We start from the raw sequence: 16,026 nt of genomic DNA, 5'->3' as shown, positions 1-16,026 counted from the left end.
ACCTACATGTCGAGCCCGAGGTCGAGCACTGTCACCGAGTGCGTCAAGGCACCTACAGCGAGGTAGTCGACGCCGGTTCGGGCGTACTCTGCGGCAACGTCGATGGTGAGACCACCGGATGACTCGAGCTTGGTTTCGGGGGCAACAGCGTCTCGGCGTTGGACCGCGATCTGCGTCTGCCACAGCGGGAAGTTGTCCAGCAGAACAAGTTCCACGTTCTCCGCCAGCACCTGGTCGAGCTGAGTGAGGTTGTCGACCTCGACTTCGCACTCGATGTCCGGGGCGAGCTCACGGACCGCACGAAGTGCTGCGACCACCGAACCGGCAGCGGCAACGTGGTTGTCCTTGATCAACGCCGCGTCACCCAATCCCATGCGGTGGTTGACGCCTCCGCCCACGTGGACTGCATATTTCTGCAGAGAACGCAGTCCGGGCAGTGTCTTTCGGCTGTCCCGCACTTTGGCATGAGTGCCGGCGATGGCGTCGACCCACTGCGACGTCGCCGTGGCGATTCCCGAGAGATGGCAGACGAGGTTGAGCATCGTCCGCTCTGCCGTGAGAAGGCCGCGGGTGGGCGCGACGACGGTGAGCACCGATTGACCTGGCGCAACCCGAGTTCCATCGGCCACCCGATCAACGACCTCGTAGTTACCCGCGCCGATCACCTCGTCGAGAACAAGCAGTCCGACGTCGATGCCGGCGACAGTACCCGAGGAGCGTGAGACGACCGAAGCCTTCGCGACCGCATCGGCGGGAACCGTTGCGGTAGAAGTGATATCAGGGCCATAGCGCAGATCCTCGTCCAGAGCGAGCCTGACCAACGTGAGCAGTTCGTCACGGTCGAGCGGCGCGGGCAGGATCTTCTGCTCGGTCATCAATGAACTCCTGTCAACAACATGTCTGGTATTTCGAGCGCTCCATCGGCACTCATCTTGATCCGAGTGCTGCGACGCTGATTCGGATCTGTTTCAGGATAGTCGGTGCGGGTGTGACAGCCTCGGCTCTCGGTTCGTGCCACGGCTACATCGACCAACGCTGTCGCGGTCAGTGTGAGCGCCGCGTCTTCGAGGTCCCCAGCAGCCACCGCCACTGTCTGATCGGCGTCGGCAAGCGCGGCTCGCGCAGTCAGGAGACCGCCTCCGTCGCGAACCACCGACGCGTGTGCTGTCATGACGGACTGCACAGTCTCTCGTGGGAGGATCGGCATCGGCTTGCGCACCACGTTGACCACTTCGGCATGAACCTCGCGACGCTCGGCAGCTGCGATTCCGGCACGCTCCCCGACCACCAAACCCTCGAGAAGGCTGTTGGACGCAAGACGATTCGCGCCGTGCAATCCCGTGCGAGCCACTTCGCCGGCTGCGTAGAGTCCAGGCACTCCCGTTCGTCCATGGACGTCGGTGGCGACTCCACCGCACGAGTAGTGCGCGGCCGGAGCGACCGGAATGAGTTGGGTGCGTGGATCGATGCCCGCTTCGAGACAGGATGCGGTGATCGTCGGGAACCGCGAATCGAAGCCGTCGAGCTTGCGGGCGTCGAGGTAGACGTGATCGGTGCCGAGATCTCGTAGGCGTGCTGCGATTGCGCGCGAGACCACGTCACGCGGGGCGAGATCACCCAGCGGATGAACACCTGCGGTGACCGAATCGCCGTTGGTGTCGACAAGAATCGCACCTTCGCCGCGGACCGCCTCACTGATCAAGGGCCGGCGACCTACTCCACCCGGAGTGAAGAGGACCGTCGGATGGAACTGAACGAATTCCAGATCCGCAATTGCCGCACCTGCTTCGAGCGCCAACGCGATTCCGTCGGCAGTTGCGCCGGGCGGATTTGTACTGCAGGCATACAGCTGACCGAGTCCACCGGTAGCGAGCAGTACCGCGGGCGCATGGATCACTCCGAGCCCTTCCGGCGAGGAGACGATGAGTCCACACACCCCGCGCCGGTTGGTCACCACCTGGACTGCCGCTGCACCGAACAGAACGGGGAGGCCGGCAGCGTTGAGAGCCCGCTGCACTTCCGCGCCCGTGGCGTCGCCGCCCGCATGGATGATCCGACGCGTGCTGTGCCCACCCTCGCGGGTGCGCGACACCTCGCCGTCTCGCCCGCGATCGAAGACCGCGCCCAACGCGGCCAGCGCCGCAACTGCGTCGTGACCAGCTTCGACGATGGAATAGACGGCTTCCTCGTCGCACAAGCCGACGCCGGCCTCACACGTATCCGCAACGTGCGACTCGACGGAATCCGTATTCAGATCGTCGACGACTGCGATGCCGCCCTGCGCGTACTGAGTCGAGGTGTCCGTCGGACCACCCTTGCTGACCGTGAGTACTTTCAGCCCCCGCAGAGAAGCGGTGCGCGCAGCGGTGAGGCCCGCGACACCGCCTCCCACGACGACCAGGTCGGCATGAGCCTCCCAGGCGAAACGCCCGGCAGGGCTGGTCACTCGCCGCCGCCCGGATTACCGATCTCGATCATGCGCTGCACCGATTTCTGCGCACGCTTGGCCATCTCGAGATCGACGTGGACCTCGTCCTTGCCCTCGAGAAGGCAGCGAAGCAACGCGGCAGGCGTGATCATCTTCATGTACGGGCACGACGCGCGGTCGTTGACGGCCTGGAAATCGACGTCGGGCGCTGCCTTGCGCAACTGGTGCAGCATCCCGATCTCGGTGGCGACCAGAACCTGCTTGCTCTTGGTGACGCGGGCAGCGTCGAGCATTCCGCCGGTGGAGAGGATCTTGACCTTGTCCGCGGGGACCGCGCCTTCACCGGCGAGGTACAGAGCCGAAGTAGCGCAACCGCATTCAGGGTGCACAAAAAGCTCGGCATCGGGGTGAGCCTTGGACTTCGCCGTCAACTCGTCACCGTTGATACCCGCGTGGACGTGGCATTCACCGGCCCAGATCTGCATGTTGGTGCGGCCTGTGACGCGTTTGACGTGAGCTCCGAGGAACTGGTCCGGGAGGAAGAGAACTTCCCGGTCGGGATCAATCGAGTTGACCACGTCGACGGCATTGGACGACGTGCAGCAGATGTCGGTGAGACCTTTCACCTCTGCCGTCGTGTTCACGTACGACACCACCAGCGCGTTCGGGTTGTCGGCCTTCCACTCACGAAGCTGCTCGGCATTGATCGAGTCGGCCAGAGAGCAGCCGGCACGCTCGTCCGGGATCAGCACGGTCTTGGACGGCGACAGGATCTTCGCGGTCTCGGCCATGAAGTGCACACCGCAGAAGACAATCGTGTCCTCGGGCGCCTCGGCAGCGATTCGCGAAAGCGCCAGGGAGTCGCCGACATGATCGGCGACGTCCTGAATCGCAGGCAGCTGGTAGTTGTGCGCAAGAATCGTCGCGCCGCGTTCGCGAGCCAGACGTTTGATCTCAGCGGCCCACTCGGGGGTCGCTTCGACTCCGTTGTATCCGCCGGGGCCGTCGTGAATCTGCGAGGCCGATCCCTCCCATAACGTCGTGGTCGTCATGGCGTTCTCCTTCACCGTGAACCCGGGCTCGTCACCCAGTTCAAATCCGGACGGGCTGGCCCGGATTTCCGTATTCGAGGTTTTCGACTTAGGATCGAAAACGTGCCCAATAGTAACACCACCCACGAAGTGCTTGCAGCGGTGTTCCAAGTTCGCACCTTCCCCGCAAGCATCGCCGCAGGTGACGGCGATCACTGCCCACAAGGGCGTGAAGAGTTGGCCGTGCTGCTGTGGCAGCGCGCACTCAACCCGCAGAAAGGCACATGGTCACTGCCCGGGGGCACTTTGCGCGACGACGAGGACCTGACGACCTCCGCTCGACGACTCCTCGCCGAGAAGGTCGACCTACGAAAGGTCGCCCACCTCGAGCAACTCTCCGTCTTCAGTGATCCACAACGAGTGCCGGGCCCGCGCCGCATCGCGTCGACCTTCCTCGGACTCGTTCCCCTCAGCGCCGACCCACAACTTCCGCCCGACACGGCCTGGCACCCCGTTTCGAAGTTGCCGGAGATGTCGTTCGACCACGGAACCGTCGTACGGCACGCGCGTAATCGACTGGCTGCAAAACTCTCCTACACCAACATCGCATTCGGGCTGGCTCCCGAAGAGTTCGCGATGTCGACGCTGCGTGAAATCTACTGCGCTGCACTCGGTTACCAAGTCGACGCAACCAACTTGCAACGCGTACTGGGTCGCCGAGGCGTACTGACTCCCACCGGCAACACCGCACCGTCCGGCAAGTCGGGCGGACGCCCACCGGCCCTGTACCGCTTCACCGACTCCACCTTGCGAGTCACCGACGAGTTCGCTGCACTGCGTCCCCCGAGCTGACGTCGATCAGGTTCTCAGGCAACGGCTTCGAAACTTCCGCGTTGCAGCCACGCCGAGGTCACCGCGCCGGCCGGATCGATGACCCGATTGATTGCGCCGAACCGCGTCGTCACCCGATCGAGAATCCGATCGGCCTGCCAACGATCCGTCGGATCAGCGACTATCGCAAAGAAGCGATGGGTCGGTTTTCCCGCCATGACGCGCACCAATTCTGTCACCGTCCGCGCAGTGACCGCCACGCTCCAACCGGCGTCGAGAAACTCGGTGGCGATACGCGCACCGTGCTCGAATCCGATGTCCGTGACAAGTACAACTCCCCTGTTCGGGGCGATCTCCGAAACGCTCATTGCGAAACCTCCACTCGGAATCAAACTTCTTGACTCCCATGTAAGTCCGCAATCTTGTGGCTCCCTTGTGTTGGTTCTGTGAGAACTCTGGGGATTCCGCGCCCCACACATCAGGCAGATCGAGACAGCCCCGCCCAGAAGACCGTCGAGGCCGCGTTCACCACATCACCGATCGGCACGTCGCCCAACATTCCGCCCGCGGCCAGCGTCGCGACGCCATGGAACGTCGCAAAGGCAACCAGCGCAATACTTTCCGGATTACCGGCGGCAATGTCACCCGCAGCCTGCGCTTCCGATACGAGCCGAACGGTCAGGTCCATCGTCGCGTGCCCCGCGTTCACGACAGTCTCGGCCGCACCGGGTGCATGCTTGTTGCTGTACATCAGAGACAACAGACCCGGATGCTCCAACGCAAAATCCACATAGGCGTTGGCGAGCGAGGAGAACCGGGCTCTCGCGGTCGGCGGCGCCTCCGAAACTGCTCGCTCGAGTGCACCGGTCATCCGATGGAATCCGCTTTCAGCCAAGGCATCGAGCAAAGCCTGACGGTCGCGAAAATGCTTGCCAGGGGCCGCGTGACTGACGCCCGCCTCGCGCGCAAGCTGCCGCAGCGACAACTTGTCGACGCCATCTCGCTCGAGGGTCGCTTCAGCCGACGCCAGGAGTTCCTGTCGCAGGCTGCCGTGGTGGTACGGCTGTTCGTGGGCGGGCATGGTGGCACCATATCAAAATGTTGTCATTGACAACTATGGTGTCAGTGCCTACATTTGGGATCACCCGAACCGAAGGAGCCACCATGGCCATCGACGTAGCCGGAACCACCGTCCTCATCACCGGAGCCAGCGCTGGGCTCGGAGTGGAATTCGCTCACCGCTTCGCCGCTCGCGGTGCAAATCTGGTTCTCGTCGCCAGGCGGGCAGATCGCCTCGAAGCCCTCGCTACCGAACTCCGCGTCGCCCACGGCATCACAGTCACAGTTCTGCCTGCCGACCTGGCGGCACCCGGCGTCGGCGCAACACTGCACCAGGAGCTGACAAACCGTGGCATCACCGTCACCTCGCTGATCAACAACGCCGGTTTCGGAACACACGGAGCATTCGTGGACGAAGATCTCGAGCGCGTCACGTCCGAAATTCAGCTCAACATCGCCACACTGGTCGAACTGACGCACACCTTCCTGCCCGATCTCCTGGGCGGACGTGGAGCGCTCGTCAACATCGCGAGCACGGCGTCGTTCCAGCCGACCCCTGGCATGGCCGTCTACGGCGCGTCCAAGGCTTTTGTACTCAACTTCACCGAAGCACTCTGGGCAGAAGCTCGCGGCAGCGGATTGACCGTATTGGCGGTGTGCCCCGGCCCGACACGAACCGAGTTCTTCGACGTCGTCGGCTCCGAAGATGCTGCGGTCGGGCGCATGCAGACGGCAACTCAGGTGGTGGATACGGCTTTCCGGGCACTGGATCGACGCAACGCACCGCCGACAGTCGTATCAGGTTTGCCGAATTGGGTGTCCTCGATCAGCACTCGCTTCGCAACCCGCCGGTTGGGAGCGTTGATTTCGGGTCGACTGTTGGGTGACGTGCGAATGAAGTCCGCAGCGAACCGCCCGTCGACGTCGGCGGTATAGAGAAGCGTCGGCTGTATAGAAGCAACGGCTGTATAGAAGCAACGGCTGTATAGAAGCAACGGCTACGGGAGTTTCGGCTGGACCTCGTCGTCGGCCTGTTCGGCCTCGGTGGCCGGATCCCCGGATTCCGGATCCCCAGATTCCGGGTGGTCCCCCACACCGAGGTCGTCGTACGGATTGAGCACTGCCAGAACCAAAGTCACGACGCACGCCGCGAGCGGCTGAAACAGAAGCACAAGCAAGGTGCCGATGTTCGGTGCACGCGCGATGATCTCCCCGACCGCCGGATTGTCGGCGGTGGGGAAACGCAGTTTTGTCACGCCCGAACCCACGAGTGCCATCAGTCCGGCACCTGCCGCCGAGCCGACTATCAACCCGCCCAGGGCATACGGGCCTCGACTCAGACGCGCCAACCACGCCGCTACTGCCGACAGCACACCGACGATCAGTGCCAGCCAGATGAACACAGCGCTCGCGTCGAACTGATGAAGGCTCTCACCCGTCAACGCGACTCCGCGCCCCTCGGACACCACCAACAGGTGCTCGGCCGGAGCCAAGAACGCCCACACCACACCGACGAGCACGCTCACGCCCGCAGTGGTTGCGGCGATCACGATCGCGGTGCGCAGACGAGTCTGCCGAAGAGAGATCACACAGAGTGACGCTACCTGCGGGCGGCGTCGATCGAGTCGACGACACCGTGTCGGGAACATTTCGCCCACCATCCGTCAGGGCTGACCTGAACGATCATGCGGCGCCCGCACTGCTCGCAGAAGCGAGGCGGCTCTAGCCCCATCGACGCCGCAGTCGGCGTCGGATCGTCGACACCGTCGACGATCCGACGGCCGGTGAACGGGTTGTACCGCTCCTCGGTCACCGGAGTGCTCACAGAGTGTCGTTCAGTGCTTTGATCGGCATCTGCAGATCGACCAACAAATCCAGATCCTTCTCGGCGGGACGCCCGAGGGTGGTCAGGTAGTTGCCGACGATGACGGCGTTGATTCCGCCGAGGATGCCCTGCTTGGCACCCAGATCGCCGAGGGTGATTTCGCGTCCACCCGCGAAGCGCAGGATCGTGCGGGGCAGCGCGAGACGGAATGCCGCCACGGACTTGAGCGCCTCGCTGGCGGGCAGCACATCCAGATCCCCGAAGGGGGTGCCGGGACGCGGGTTGAGGAAGTTGAGCGGGACCTCGTCCGGCTCGAGCTCAGCCAAGTTCGCGGCAAATTCTGCGCGCTGCTCCAATGATTCACCCATACCGAGGATTCCGCCGCAGCACACTTCCATGCCTGCTTCGCGAACCATCCGAAGCGTGTTCCACCGCTCTTCCCACGAGTGTGTGGTCACGACGTTCGGGAAATGCGACTTCGAGGTCTCCAAGTTGTGGTTGTACCGGTGCACACCCATGGCGGCCAGTTGGTCGACCTGTTCCTGGGTCAGCATGCCGAGCGAGCAGGCGATCTGGATGTCGACCTCATTGCGGATCGCCTCGATACCTGCGGCTACCTGAGCGAGCAACCGGGCGTCAGGTCCGCGGACGGCGGCCACGATGCAGAACTCGGTAGCGCCCGACTTCGCAGTCTGCTTGGCAGCTTCCACCAGGCTCGGGATGTCCAACCAGGCCGCGCGAACCGGCGACTGGAAGAGTCCGGACTGCGAGCAGAAATGGCAGTCCTCGGGGCAACCGCCCGTCTTGAGGCTGATGATGCCCTCGACCTCGACCTCCGGTCCACACCATTTCATACGCACATCGTGGGCGAGAGCCAGCAGGTCTTCGAGCCTGTCGTCGTCGAGTCGGAGTACGTCGAGCACCTGGCTTTCGGTCAGGCCAACTCCTCTTTCGAGAACTTGCTCACGCGCCTGGTCGAGGATGTCGACCGTCGCAGGGGCCGTGCTAATCGGGGGCGGGGTCACAGACGTCTCCTTCGAAACCAGCAAAATTGAACACCGTACAAGTTGAACGGTGTTCACGTTAGAGACGTGGTGGAATACTGTCAAAGGCGGGTCCGATCGACATCCGATCGCGAGCGGTCCACAGCGGGACGAAACGAGGGGAACAACAAGTGCAGTTGCGACGCGGCGACGTGCTGGACGGCGCCATGGCGATACTCGACGAGTTCGGACTTGCCGACCTCACGATGCGTAGGCTCGCAACGTCACTGGGTGTCCAACCCGGCGCCCTGTACTGGCACTTCCCGAACAAGCAGACCTTGCTCGGTGCGGTCGTCGACAAGATCCTCGAAGACCTCGACACTCCCGTAGACGCAGAGACATGGCAAGAGGCGTATTCCGAACTGGCACACAGACTTCGGTCTGCCCTGCTGGCGCACCGCGACGGCGCCGAGTTGGTCAGTGCCACCTTCGCTTCGCGGATGACAAGCAGCAAGGTGCGCGAGCACTTCGTACATGCCGGCGAAGAATCCGGGCTATCACGCGAGCATGCCCAACTCGCGGCGTACGCCCTGCTGTACTACGTGCTCGGCCACACCGTCGACGAGCAGTCCCGAGCGCAGATGGAAGAAATGGGGGCACTTACCCGAGCACCCATTTCCCCCGACTCCCCCGAGGTGATCGGCGGCGGTTCCGACGAGGACCTCCTCGACGGCGATCCGACAGTGCGCTTCCAGTTCGGCCTGGACCTGTTCATCGACGGCATCCGCACTCGCCTGAATTCGACCACACATTCAACGCGCACCGAATCGGCTCTACGACACTCCTGACAGCCGTAGTAATGCAGTAGTGCCGGCCGCGACAATCACCACTAGCACCAACGGCGCCTTGAACCAGGCGCAGATGCCTCCGGCCACCACGCCGAGCATCCGCGCCGGCCCTACAACGTCATGCCCGATGAAGATCGTCGATGTCGCAACCACTGCAAGCAGCAGCACCACGACAGCACGATCGAGGGTTTTCTCGGCAAATCTCGAAAGCTTCACCCGAGCGCGGAGCAGAACGCCACTTGCCCGCAAAGCGTAAGAGCCGCAAGCGAACACGACAATACCGATCCAGACCGACGCGGTATTCATCGAACCTTCTCCCGGAACGGTATCGTCACCGCGATACTCAGCAGCGCTACGAGCGGCGCGGTACCGGGCGGCAGGAACGGCGACGTGGCGACCGCGACTGCTGCACCGATCAGGGCGGCAAGCAGTGTCACCTTTTCCTTCAGCGCAGGCAAGACAAGGGCCAGAATGACAGCGGGAAACGCGGCATCCAATCCCAACGCGCCGGGGTCTCGGACGACGCTGCCGAGCAACCCGCCCAGCAGCGCTCCGATCGGCCACGACACCGCGATCCCGATTCCACAGAACCAAAAAGCCGCACGCTTACGCTCCACCGATCCCTGCGCCATGGCGACCGCGACGCTTTCGTCGTTGACCAGGTGCGCGCCGACCATACTGCGCCAGCCTGAATCTTTGTAGCGACCCCTGCCGAGAAATGATCCTGCGGACATCCCGTAGGCGAAGTTACGTGAGTTGATCAACAAGCCCGCCACAACAGCAGCGGTGGCACTGCCTCCGGCTGCGATGATTCCGATGAACAAGAACTCCGAAGACGCTCCCAGAACGAGTACAGCCAATGCCGAAAGCTGCCACAACGAGAATCCAGCCGATCCTGCCGTCACACCGTAGGACACTCCGACGATGGCCACGGAGAGACAGATCAGCACGCTCACCCGAACCGCGTCTCGATCAACTGTTCGCCATAAAGAACGCATGTATTCTATGTTGAACGAAGTGACACCGTTCGTCAAGTAGAACGACCGATCGGAGAATCGAACGATGACCAGTGATGAAACGGATACAGCGGAGACTCCTCAGAAACTGGTCGCCGTCGCACTCAAACGCGAACGTGCCCGAGCAGGCTTGAGCCTCTCGGAGGTGGCGCGGCGCGCCGACATCGCCAAATCCACACTCTCCCAACTCGAATCCGGCCTCGGGAACCCGAGCCTCGAAACACTGTGGGCACTCGGCAACGCGTTGGGTGTGCCGTTCTCACAACTCGTCGACTCGCAGGCACAGACCGTTCAATTGATTCGAGCCGGAGAAGGTCCCGCAATTGCTTCGGCAAACGCGTCGTACATCGCGACGCTCTTGGCGCCGAGCCCACCGAACGCACGACGTGATCTGTATCGGATAGTCGCCGAACCGGGCGAGCCGCGTATTTCGACTCCGCATGCGCGCGGCACCACCGAACACGTTGTGATCGGCACCGGGCGAGCGGAGGTCGGGCCCACTGCAGATCCGATCGAGCTCGGCCCGGGCGACTATCTCGCTTATCCCGGCGACGAGGAGCATATCTTTCGGGCGCTCGAACCAGGGACGACGGCGATCATGGTGTCGGAACACATCTGAGCCGCGATGAGTTTCGCCGCTGCGGGAAGTCTGTATCTGGGAGGTGATGTGGCCAGAGCCTCGATTGCCGACGACAGTAACGACCGACAGCAGGAGGACCCATGTCCGGATCCAGCATCAGCAGCATTTTGCTCTCGAGCACCAACCCCGAACGCTTGCGCGACTGGTACGCCGAGGCGTTCGCCCCGAAGGTCGACCGGACTCCCGGTGACCCTGGCTACGACGTCCTCGACTTCAACGGTTTCTACGTAATGCTCGACAGACGCGACGACGTCGGTGAGACAAACCCCCAGCCGGGTCGCATGTTCCTCAACGTCGAGACCGACGATGCCCGGTCGATCGCACAGCGCATCGACGCACTCGGCGGAAACTGGCACGCTCCGCTCGAAGTCCGCGGGGGCAGTTTGTTCGCCACCGCGATCGACCCCGACGGAAACTACGTTCAGATCATCGAGTTCAGCGAGGAAGCCAGGGCCGACATGGAATCCGGAATGACGGATTCCCAACCCACCTAGTCCGACAACAGCTAGGAACGGAGACAGTCATGCTTGCGGACACCAAAGCATTCAGCGGATTTTCGGTGACAGACATCGATGCTGCAAAGAAGTTCTACGGCGAAATACTCGGGCTGAAAGTGACCGATGAAGACATGGGGCTGATTCGGCTACATCTTGCCGGCGGAACCGAAATCCTCGTCTATCCCAAACCGAATCACGAAGCGGCGACGTACACGATTCTCAACTTCGTCGTCGACGACATCGATACAACCGTCGATCAACTGACCGCACGTGGCGTGGAGTTTCTGAAATACGACGGATTCCCCCAGGATGCGCGAGGCATCATGCGCGGCAACGGCCCCGACATCGCGTGGTTCACCGATCCAGCCGGCAATGTTCTGTCGGTAATCAAGGAGTCCTGACGCGCTTAACCGCTGAACAGCTGTGACTGCCGCTGTTCAGCGGTGTCGGTGTTGGAGCGTTCTGCTGCCGCAGTTTCACGCTCGGCCGCCAGTTGCTCGGCGCTTTTTGCGTCGACAACGGGCTCCGACGCGCTGAGGTCGGAAAACAAGCCATTGCTCGATTCGTTCACATGCCACCCTTTTGCCTGGTCATCGTTGCCGCGCGCAGATAAACCTGCGTTAGAGATCGGTCGATGGCTACTTGATTACTGCCGCCCGTACGGCGCCGACAAGGCGCCGATGACCCAGCAGTTCTTGACCCAGTGTTGCACGCCTGTGTTTTCCACGAGAAATTCGGTCCAGACGGGTTGTCATCGCCCGCACGGCGGAGCAATGTGAAAGATGAGCGCGGAGCAGGTCGGCAGCACTTTCGTCGGCACACCTGGCCCCTCAATTCACCGCACAAATTTTGGAGGAATCATGTTGGGAATTGCTTTGGGCCTCGGCAGCGCTGCTGTCGGAATCGGCCTCGGACTATTGGGCGCGGGAGCGGGAATTCTGCTGAGCGACAAGACCGTCAAAACTGCGCGACGTGACCTCACCGCCTGACGAGGGCGAGCGCACTGAATATTTGGGCACTCGGGTCAGCACTCGGGTCAATGCGGCGATGCGCCACCCCGCGCAGTGGGTGCTCTCGCACGCCACACGTCGCCGCGGCGTGGACACAGACGCAGCCGTTCCCACCAGCGCCCAGGACGTGCTCGACCGGTTGACGGCTCTCCGAATCAGCACGTGGAGTTACGGTTTCGACCACAAGTCGATCCGTCATCTCGGACCGATGGCACAGGATTTTGCCGCAGTCTTCGGCCTGGGATCCAACACCCGTCGGATCTCGGCCGTCGATGCAAACGGCGTCTGCATGGCGAGCATCCAAGCATTGAACCGCAAAGTTCTCGCCCTCGAGACAAAGGTCAGCGCGCTCGAGAAGGACATGGACAGACTGCACGAAGAACTGGGAGGCACGGGTACGGATCGAAATGCATTAGAAGTCAACAACAGTCACACATCCCCGCCGCTCGACGAGTTCGGTAGGTCCGCAGGTCTGTAGTTTGTTCGGTGTGACCGCCCCTGATTCAGACTCCGACTCGGAACCCAACGAGATTGCCGCGCTGTTCGACGTGACGTCCGACTCCGTCGGTGACGAACATGTCGAGCAGGCACTTTCCGAATTCGGCCTCGGCGCAACGGAGATCACGCAGACCGCGGCCCGCATCCGGGCCAGTCGGTCGGAATTCCGCCGACTGCGCCGTCGCGAGAACGAATTGGCGGTCCTCTACTCGAGTGCGCGTGAACTCGCGCAAGTTCGCGACGTGGACACTCTGCTCCAGCGACTCGTCAACCGAGCACACGACATCATGGGCACCGACGTCACGTACCTCTCCGAGTTCGATGTGGTCACCAGAGATCTGAATGTTCGAAAGACAGCAGGCGCCGTCTCGCCGGAGCTACAGCATTTGCAGGTTCCTGCCGGCGCGGGACTGGTCAGTGCGATTGCCGAATCTCGAGCAGCCCAATGGGTTCAGAACTACCGCGACTACACGCAGTCGCGCCATGACGAAGTGGTGGATGCCGCGATTGTCGCCGAAGGTCTGGTGGCGATTCTCGGCGTGCCGATGCTCTCGGACGGCCAGATCCTCGGAGTCCTGTTTGCCGCCGACCGCCGGGAACGACGATTTACTGCCGATCAGATAGCCCTGCTCTCGGCGCTGGCGGATCATGCCTCGGTGGTCCTGCAAACCGCGCGGGCGCTCGATCGCGCCGAGGAATCCGCCGCCGAGACCGGGCGAGCACTCGACGAACTGCGGGAGCACGTGTCCGCGCGCGACAAATCGAACATCGTCCACCAGGATCTGATCCACGCCGTTCTCCGCGGCGGTGGCTATGCCCAGGTTGCACGAACCCTCAGCAACTCTCTCGAGCGCGGCACCGTCGTGGTCGACAGTGAGCTACGCCCTCTGGTCAAATCCTCGGGCGAGCAGATCACGACGGTGCCGTTGTCTCTACCTCGCGCCGTGTCCGAGGCCATCGACCAGAGTCGCCGCAGCGGCCGATGCACGTTTGTCGCCGATGACGGTGAAACCGTGATCCAACTCGTCAGCGCCATCACCGCCGGAGAATCGTTCCTCGGGGCCATCTTGCTGAATCGTTCGGACGCGCCGATCGGACCTGTCGAACTCAGGACCGTGGAACGGGCAGCTCAGGTTACTGCGATCCTCGTGTTGCAACACACGGCGGCAGCAGCAGCGGATCGTCGCGCACGTGACGAACTGGTCGCCGACCTGTTGAGCACTGCGCCCGAGCGCAGGCGCGATCTCGAACGTCGCACCCGCAACCTCGGCATCTCCCTCGGCGAACTCGATACCGTCCTCGTGGTGTCGGTTGCTCCGGAACTCCGCACCGCTGCGCTCCGCGCAATCGGGCAGAGTTTGCCGGTCGGGGCTTTGGCGTCGCAGCACGCCGGATTGATCGCGGTGGTCTCGCGCTCGGGGAACCCGGCAGCCGCGGCGACCGTCGTTCACCGCCAGATCACCGGTTCGGTGGGACCTCACGCCGTGGTGATTGCGCCGGCAACGGCGGAGCGTCCCGAAGACCTCCCGGCGCGCTTCACCTCTGCCCTGCGTACTGCTCGCCTGCTCTCGGCGTTGGGCAAGACCGACGGCGCGGTCACGACGGCGTCGTATCTGCCGTACACCGTTCTGTTCGGCGAAAATCCGGAATCACTTCATCAGTTCATCGATGACGTGATCGGCCCGGTACTCGCCTACGATCGCGACAAGGACACCGATCTCACTGCGACCCTGCGCGCCCTCGTGCGCAACGAAGGAAGCCCGACCAAGGCTGCCCGCGCCCTCAACTATCACCCGAACACCGTCATTCAGCGTCTCGAGCGCATCCGCACGCTCCTCGGTCACTCGTGGCGTGAAGACGAGAACTTCTTTCGGGTGTCCATGGCGACGAGGCTCGACGAGCTTCGGCAAGTGGGCGCCGAAGAGGCCGGGGGTGAGACCGTCGACAAAGACGGTGGTGCATGACACTACAATTTCGACCGATCGATGTGCCCTGAGCACGTGGCCTGGCAGCCATCACCCTCCCTACTGTGAAGCGGAGCACAGAATCACTTCAGGAGGACCACCCCCCGTGTCAATCAACAGCCGGTCTATCAATAGCCGTATCGCCAATTTCCGGTCCTACGATGTCGCCGCACGGCGCGCCGAGATCGTCCGCCAGACGGACCTGACCGAAGCAGACATCGCGGTCTACGACGCTGCCGACGGTCTCACCATCGATCAGGCCGATCGCATGGTCGAGAACGTAGTCGGTGTCATCGGCATCCCGGTCGGCGTCGCCACCAACTTCACGATCAACGGCACGGACTACCTGATCCCTCTCGCCACCGAGGAGCCGTCGGTAGTCGCAGCCGCGAGTAACGCTGCCCGCATCGCACGCGGACTCGGCGGCTTTCACGTCTCGAGCACCCCGCCGATCATGCAGGCCCAGATACAACTCGTCGACGTCGTGGATCCGGCGGCCGCCCGAATCCGACTCCTCGAGGCTCGCGAGGAAATCATTGCACTCGCCAACGAGCAGGACCCGAAGTTGGTCAGCGTCGGCGGTGGTGTGAAGGACATTTCGGTTCGCATCGTTCCTTCGGACAAGGCCACCTACGTGGTCCTCCATCTTCATGTCAACGTACGAGATGCCATGGGCGCCAACGCCGTCAACACGATGGCCGAGGCAATCGCGGATCGAGTCGCCGAGATCGGCGGCGGACACGTCGTCCTGCGCATTCTCACCAACAAGGCCGATCTGCGGCTGACGCGCGTGCGCGCCGTGTTCGACGCCGAATTGATCGGCGGCGCAGAGGTTGTGGACAACCTGATCCATGCCGCGCGCTTGGCGGAGCTGGATCCCTACCGCGCCGCGACGCACAACAAGGGCATCATGAACGGCATCAGCGCCGTAGTGCTGGCGACCGGAAATGACACGCGCGCAGTCGAAGCCGGATGCCACTCCCATGCAGTCAACGCCGACGGAATCTACTCCTCGCTCTCGCATTTCGAGAAGAATGCCGACGGAAACATCGTCGGCACCCTCGAGCTGCCCATGCCGGTCGGCCTCGTCGGCGGGGCCACCAAAGTGCACCCCGTAGCGCAGGCCGCAATCAAGATGCTCGGCGTCGAGAGCGCCGAGGAACTCGCCGGCATCATCCTGGCAGTCGGTCTGGCGCAGAACCTGGCCGCTGTCCGCGTTCTGGCCAGTGAAGGTGTCCAACGCGGACACATGGGACTGCACGCCCGCAACATCGCTGCCACCGCCGGAGCGCAGAAGAGCGAGATCGACGCCGTGGTCGCACGCCTGATCGCGGACAAGAGCATTCGCGTCGAACATGCCGAGAAGGTTCTCACCGAGATCCGCGGCGGAAACTGA

At 62.8% G+C, this 16,026-nt stretch carries 21 protein-coding genes; 10 read left to right on the top strand and 11 right to left on the bottom strand.

Features of this window, described 5'->3' with window-relative positions; genetic code table 11:
- Positions 1 to 2: 2 nt before the first annotated feature.
- The 3 genes from nadC to nadA are packed head-to-tail and all read right to left on the bottom strand — an operon-like array spanning position 3 to position 3,480.
- On the bottom strand, positions 3 to 875 hold the full coding sequence (nadC, locus tag QMA15_RS06445) for a carboxylating nicotinate-nucleotide diphosphorylase (RefSeq protein WP_003941805.1): 873 nt from the start codon (positions 873 to 875) through the stop codon (positions 3 to 5).
- The gene (locus QMA15_RS06440) at positions 875 to 2,446 is read right to left on the bottom strand and encodes an L-aspartate oxidase (RefSeq protein ID WP_290283781.1); all 1,572 of its coding nucleotides are present in this window, start codon (positions 2,444 to 2,446) and stop codon (positions 875 to 877) included. Before QMA15_RS06440 ends, nadC begins: the two co-directional genes overlap by 1 nt.
- Positions 2,443 to 3,480 carry a quinolinate synthase NadA gene (nadA, locus tag QMA15_RS06435; RefSeq protein ID WP_020908027.1) on the bottom strand — a complete coding sequence of 346 codons (1,038 nt, stop codon included), beginning with the start codon at positions 3,478 to 3,480 and terminating at the stop codon, positions 2,443 to 2,445. Before nadA ends, QMA15_RS06440 begins: the two co-directional genes overlap by 4 nt.
- Positions 3,481 to 3,582: 102 nt before the next feature.
- Here nadA and QMA15_RS06430 point away from each other — a divergent pair, with 102 nt between their 5' ends.
- Positions 3,583 to 4,311 carry an NUDIX domain-containing protein gene (locus tag QMA15_RS06430; RefSeq protein ID WP_007733069.1) on the top strand — a complete coding sequence of 243 codons (729 nt, stop codon included), beginning with the start codon at positions 3,583 to 3,585 and terminating at the stop codon, positions 4,309 to 4,311.
- A gap of 14 nt (positions 4,312 to 4,325) precedes the next feature.
- On the opposite strand, the gene QMA15_RS06425 is transcribed toward QMA15_RS06430, so the two are convergent.
- Together QMA15_RS06425 and QMA15_RS06420 are read right to left on the bottom strand one after the other, a co-directional pair.
- Entirely contained in the window at positions 4,326 to 4,658 is a 333-nt protein-coding gene (locus tag QMA15_RS06425; RefSeq protein ID WP_290283780.1) for an SDR family NAD(P)-dependent oxidoreductase, read from the bottom strand.
- Positions 4,659 to 4,768: 110 nt separating this feature from the next.
- A complete protein-coding gene (locus QMA15_RS06420; protein ID WP_290283779.1) occupies positions 4,769 to 5,371 on the bottom strand; it encodes a TetR/AcrR family transcriptional regulator in 603 nt (200 codons plus the stop codon).
- A gap of 83 nt (positions 5,372 to 5,454) precedes the next feature.
- Here QMA15_RS06420 and QMA15_RS06415 point away from each other — a divergent pair, with 83 nt between their 5' ends.
- A complete protein-coding gene (locus QMA15_RS06415; protein ID WP_020908030.1) occupies positions 5,455 to 6,285 on the top strand; it encodes an SDR family oxidoreductase in 831 nt (276 codons plus the stop codon).
- A gap of 62 nt (positions 6,286 to 6,347) precedes the next feature.
- Here QMA15_RS06415 and QMA15_RS06410 read toward each other — a convergent pair whose 3' ends face one another.
- The 3 genes from QMA15_RS06410 to bioB are packed head-to-tail and all read right to left on the bottom strand — an operon-like array spanning position 6,348 to position 8,184.
- Positions 6,348 to 6,938 carry a DUF2567 domain-containing protein gene (locus QMA15_RS06410; protein ID WP_092763480.1) on the bottom strand — a complete coding sequence of 197 codons (591 nt, stop codon included), beginning with the start codon at positions 6,936 to 6,938 and terminating at the stop codon, positions 6,348 to 6,350.
- A gap of 11 nt (positions 6,939 to 6,949) precedes the next feature.
- Positions 6,950 to 7,174 carry a hypothetical protein gene (locus QMA15_RS06405; protein WP_019748812.1) on the bottom strand — a complete coding sequence of 75 codons (225 nt, stop codon included), beginning with the start codon at positions 7,172 to 7,174 and terminating at the stop codon, positions 6,950 to 6,952.
- The gene (bioB, locus tag QMA15_RS06400; RefSeq protein ID WP_024487821.1) at positions 7,171 to 8,184 is read right to left on the bottom strand and encodes a biotin synthase BioB; all 1,014 of its coding nucleotides are present in this window, start codon (positions 8,182 to 8,184) and stop codon (positions 7,171 to 7,173) included. The genes QMA15_RS06405 and bioB overlap by 4 nt, the downstream gene beginning before the upstream one ends.
- A 164-nt stretch (positions 8,185 to 8,348) precedes the next feature.
- On the opposite strand from bioB, the gene QMA15_RS06395 reads away from it, so the two are divergent.
- Complete coding sequence (locus QMA15_RS06395) at positions 8,349 to 9,005, top strand: TetR/AcrR family transcriptional regulator C-terminal domain-containing protein (protein ID WP_290283778.1); 657 nt, start codon at positions 8,349 to 8,351, stop codon at positions 9,003 to 9,005.
- Here the strand turns inward: QMA15_RS06395 and QMA15_RS06390 are convergent.
- Complete coding sequence (locus QMA15_RS06390) at positions 8,991 to 9,311, bottom strand: AzlD domain-containing protein (protein ID WP_290283777.1); 321 nt, start codon at positions 9,309 to 9,311, stop codon at positions 8,991 to 8,993. The two genes, QMA15_RS06395 and QMA15_RS06390, sit on opposite strands and share 15 nt — an antisense overlap.
- Positions 9,308 to 10,003, bottom strand: coding sequence for an AzlC family ABC transporter permease (locus QMA15_RS06385; RefSeq protein WP_290283776.1), 696 nt, complete (start codon positions 10,001 to 10,003; stop codon positions 9,308 to 9,310). Before QMA15_RS06385 ends, QMA15_RS06390 begins: the two co-directional genes overlap by 4 nt.
- 64 nt (positions 10,004 to 10,067) lie before the next feature.
- Between QMA15_RS06385 and QMA15_RS06380 the strand changes: the two genes are divergently transcribed.
- The 3 genes from QMA15_RS06380 (at position 10,068) to QMA15_RS06370 (ending at position 11,559) form a co-directional block, all read left to right on the top strand.
- Positions 10,068 to 10,640, top strand: a complete 573-nt coding sequence (locus QMA15_RS06380) for an XRE family transcriptional regulator (protein ID WP_205906274.1) — start codon at positions 10,068 to 10,070, stop codon at positions 10,638 to 10,640.
- Between the two features lie 101 nt (positions 10,641 to 10,741).
- Positions 10,742 to 11,155, top strand: coding sequence for a VOC family protein (locus tag QMA15_RS06375; protein WP_019748817.1), 414 nt, complete (start codon positions 10,742 to 10,744; stop codon positions 11,153 to 11,155).
- Positions 11,156 to 11,184: 29 nt separating this feature from the next.
- On the top strand, positions 11,185 to 11,559 hold the full coding sequence (locus tag QMA15_RS06370) for a VOC family protein (RefSeq protein WP_019748818.1): 375 nt from the start codon (positions 11,185 to 11,187) through the stop codon (positions 11,557 to 11,559).
- A gap of 5 nt (positions 11,560 to 11,564) precedes the next feature.
- Here QMA15_RS06370 and QMA15_RS06365 read toward each other — a convergent pair whose 3' ends face one another.
- Entirely contained in the window at positions 11,565 to 11,729 is a 165-nt protein-coding gene (locus QMA15_RS06365; RefSeq protein WP_019748819.1) for a hypothetical protein, read from the bottom strand.
- 289 nt (positions 11,730 to 12,018) lie between these two features.
- Here QMA15_RS06365 and QMA15_RS06360 point away from each other — a divergent pair, with 289 nt between their 5' ends.
- The 4 genes from QMA15_RS06360 (at position 12,019) to QMA15_RS06345 (ending at position 16,026) form a co-directional block, all read left to right on the top strand.
- A complete protein-coding gene (locus QMA15_RS06360; protein WP_021333694.1) occupies positions 12,019 to 12,147 on the top strand; it encodes a hypothetical protein in 129 nt (42 codons plus the stop codon).
- Complete coding sequence (locus tag QMA15_RS06355) at positions 12,131 to 12,646, top strand: tail fiber domain-containing protein (RefSeq protein ID WP_019748821.1); 516 nt, start codon at positions 12,131 to 12,133, stop codon at positions 12,644 to 12,646. The genes QMA15_RS06360 and QMA15_RS06355 overlap by 17 nt, the downstream gene beginning before the upstream one ends.
- 10 nt (positions 12,647 to 12,656) lie before the next feature.
- Complete coding sequence (locus tag QMA15_RS06350; protein WP_290283775.1) at positions 12,657 to 14,630, top strand: GAF domain-containing protein; 1,974 nt, start codon at positions 12,657 to 12,659, stop codon at positions 14,628 to 14,630.
- Between the two features lie 106 nt (positions 14,631 to 14,736).
- Positions 14,737 to 16,026 carry a hydroxymethylglutaryl-CoA reductase, degradative gene (locus tag QMA15_RS06345; RefSeq protein ID WP_195849596.1) on the top strand — a complete coding sequence of 430 codons (1,290 nt, stop codon included), beginning with the start codon at positions 14,737 to 14,739 and terminating at the stop codon, positions 16,024 to 16,026.

Source organism: Rhodococcus sp. APC 3903, from assembly GCF_030407755.1.
GTDB classification, from domain to species: Bacteria; Actinomycetota; Actinomycetes; order Mycobacteriales; family Mycobacteriaceae; genus Rhodococcus_F; species Rhodococcus_F erythropolis.
Note: the sequence above shows the minus strand (reverse complement) of the source record. Positions and strands in the feature narration are given on the sequence as shown.

Bases quoted from the DNA above. Each gene is read 5' to 3' on its own strand.
- nadC (WP_003941805.1), bottom strand. From the start codon at position 875: ATGACCGAGCAGAAGATCCTGCCCGCGCCGCTCGACCGTGACGAACTG.
- nadA (WP_020908027.1), bottom strand. From the start codon at position 3,480: ATGACGACCACGACGTTATGGGAGGGATCGGCCTCGCAGATTCACGAC.
- QMA15_RS06425 (WP_290283780.1), bottom strand. From the start codon at position 4,658: ATGAGCGTTTCGGAGATCGCCCCGAACAGGGGAGTTGTACTTGTCACG.
- QMA15_RS06420 (WP_290283779.1), bottom strand. From the start codon at position 5,371: ATGCCCGCCCACGAACAGCCGTACCACCACGGCAGCCTGCGACAGGAA.
- QMA15_RS06415 (WP_020908030.1), top strand. From the start codon at position 5,455: ATGGCCATCGACGTAGCCGGAACCACCGTCCTCATCACCGGAGCCAGC.
- QMA15_RS06390 (WP_290283777.1), bottom strand. From the start codon at position 9,311: ATGAATACCGCGTCGGTCTGGATCGGTATTGTCGTGTTCGCTTGCGGC.
- QMA15_RS06385 (WP_290283776.1), bottom strand. From the start codon at position 10,003: ATGCGTTCTTTATGGCGAACAGTTGATCGAGACGCGGTTCGGGTGAGC.
- QMA15_RS06380 (WP_205906274.1), top strand. From the start codon at position 10,068: ATGACCAGTGATGAAACGGATACAGCGGAGACTCCTCAGAAACTGGTC.
- QMA15_RS06375 (WP_019748817.1), top strand. From the start codon at position 10,742: ATGTCCGGATCCAGCATCAGCAGCATTTTGCTCTCGAGCACCAACCCC.
- QMA15_RS06370 (WP_019748818.1), top strand. From the start codon at position 11,185: ATGCTTGCGGACACCAAAGCATTCAGCGGATTTTCGGTGACAGACATC.
- QMA15_RS06360 (WP_021333694.1), top strand. From the start codon at position 12,019: ATGTTGGGAATTGCTTTGGGCCTCGGCAGCGCTGCTGTCGGAATCGGC.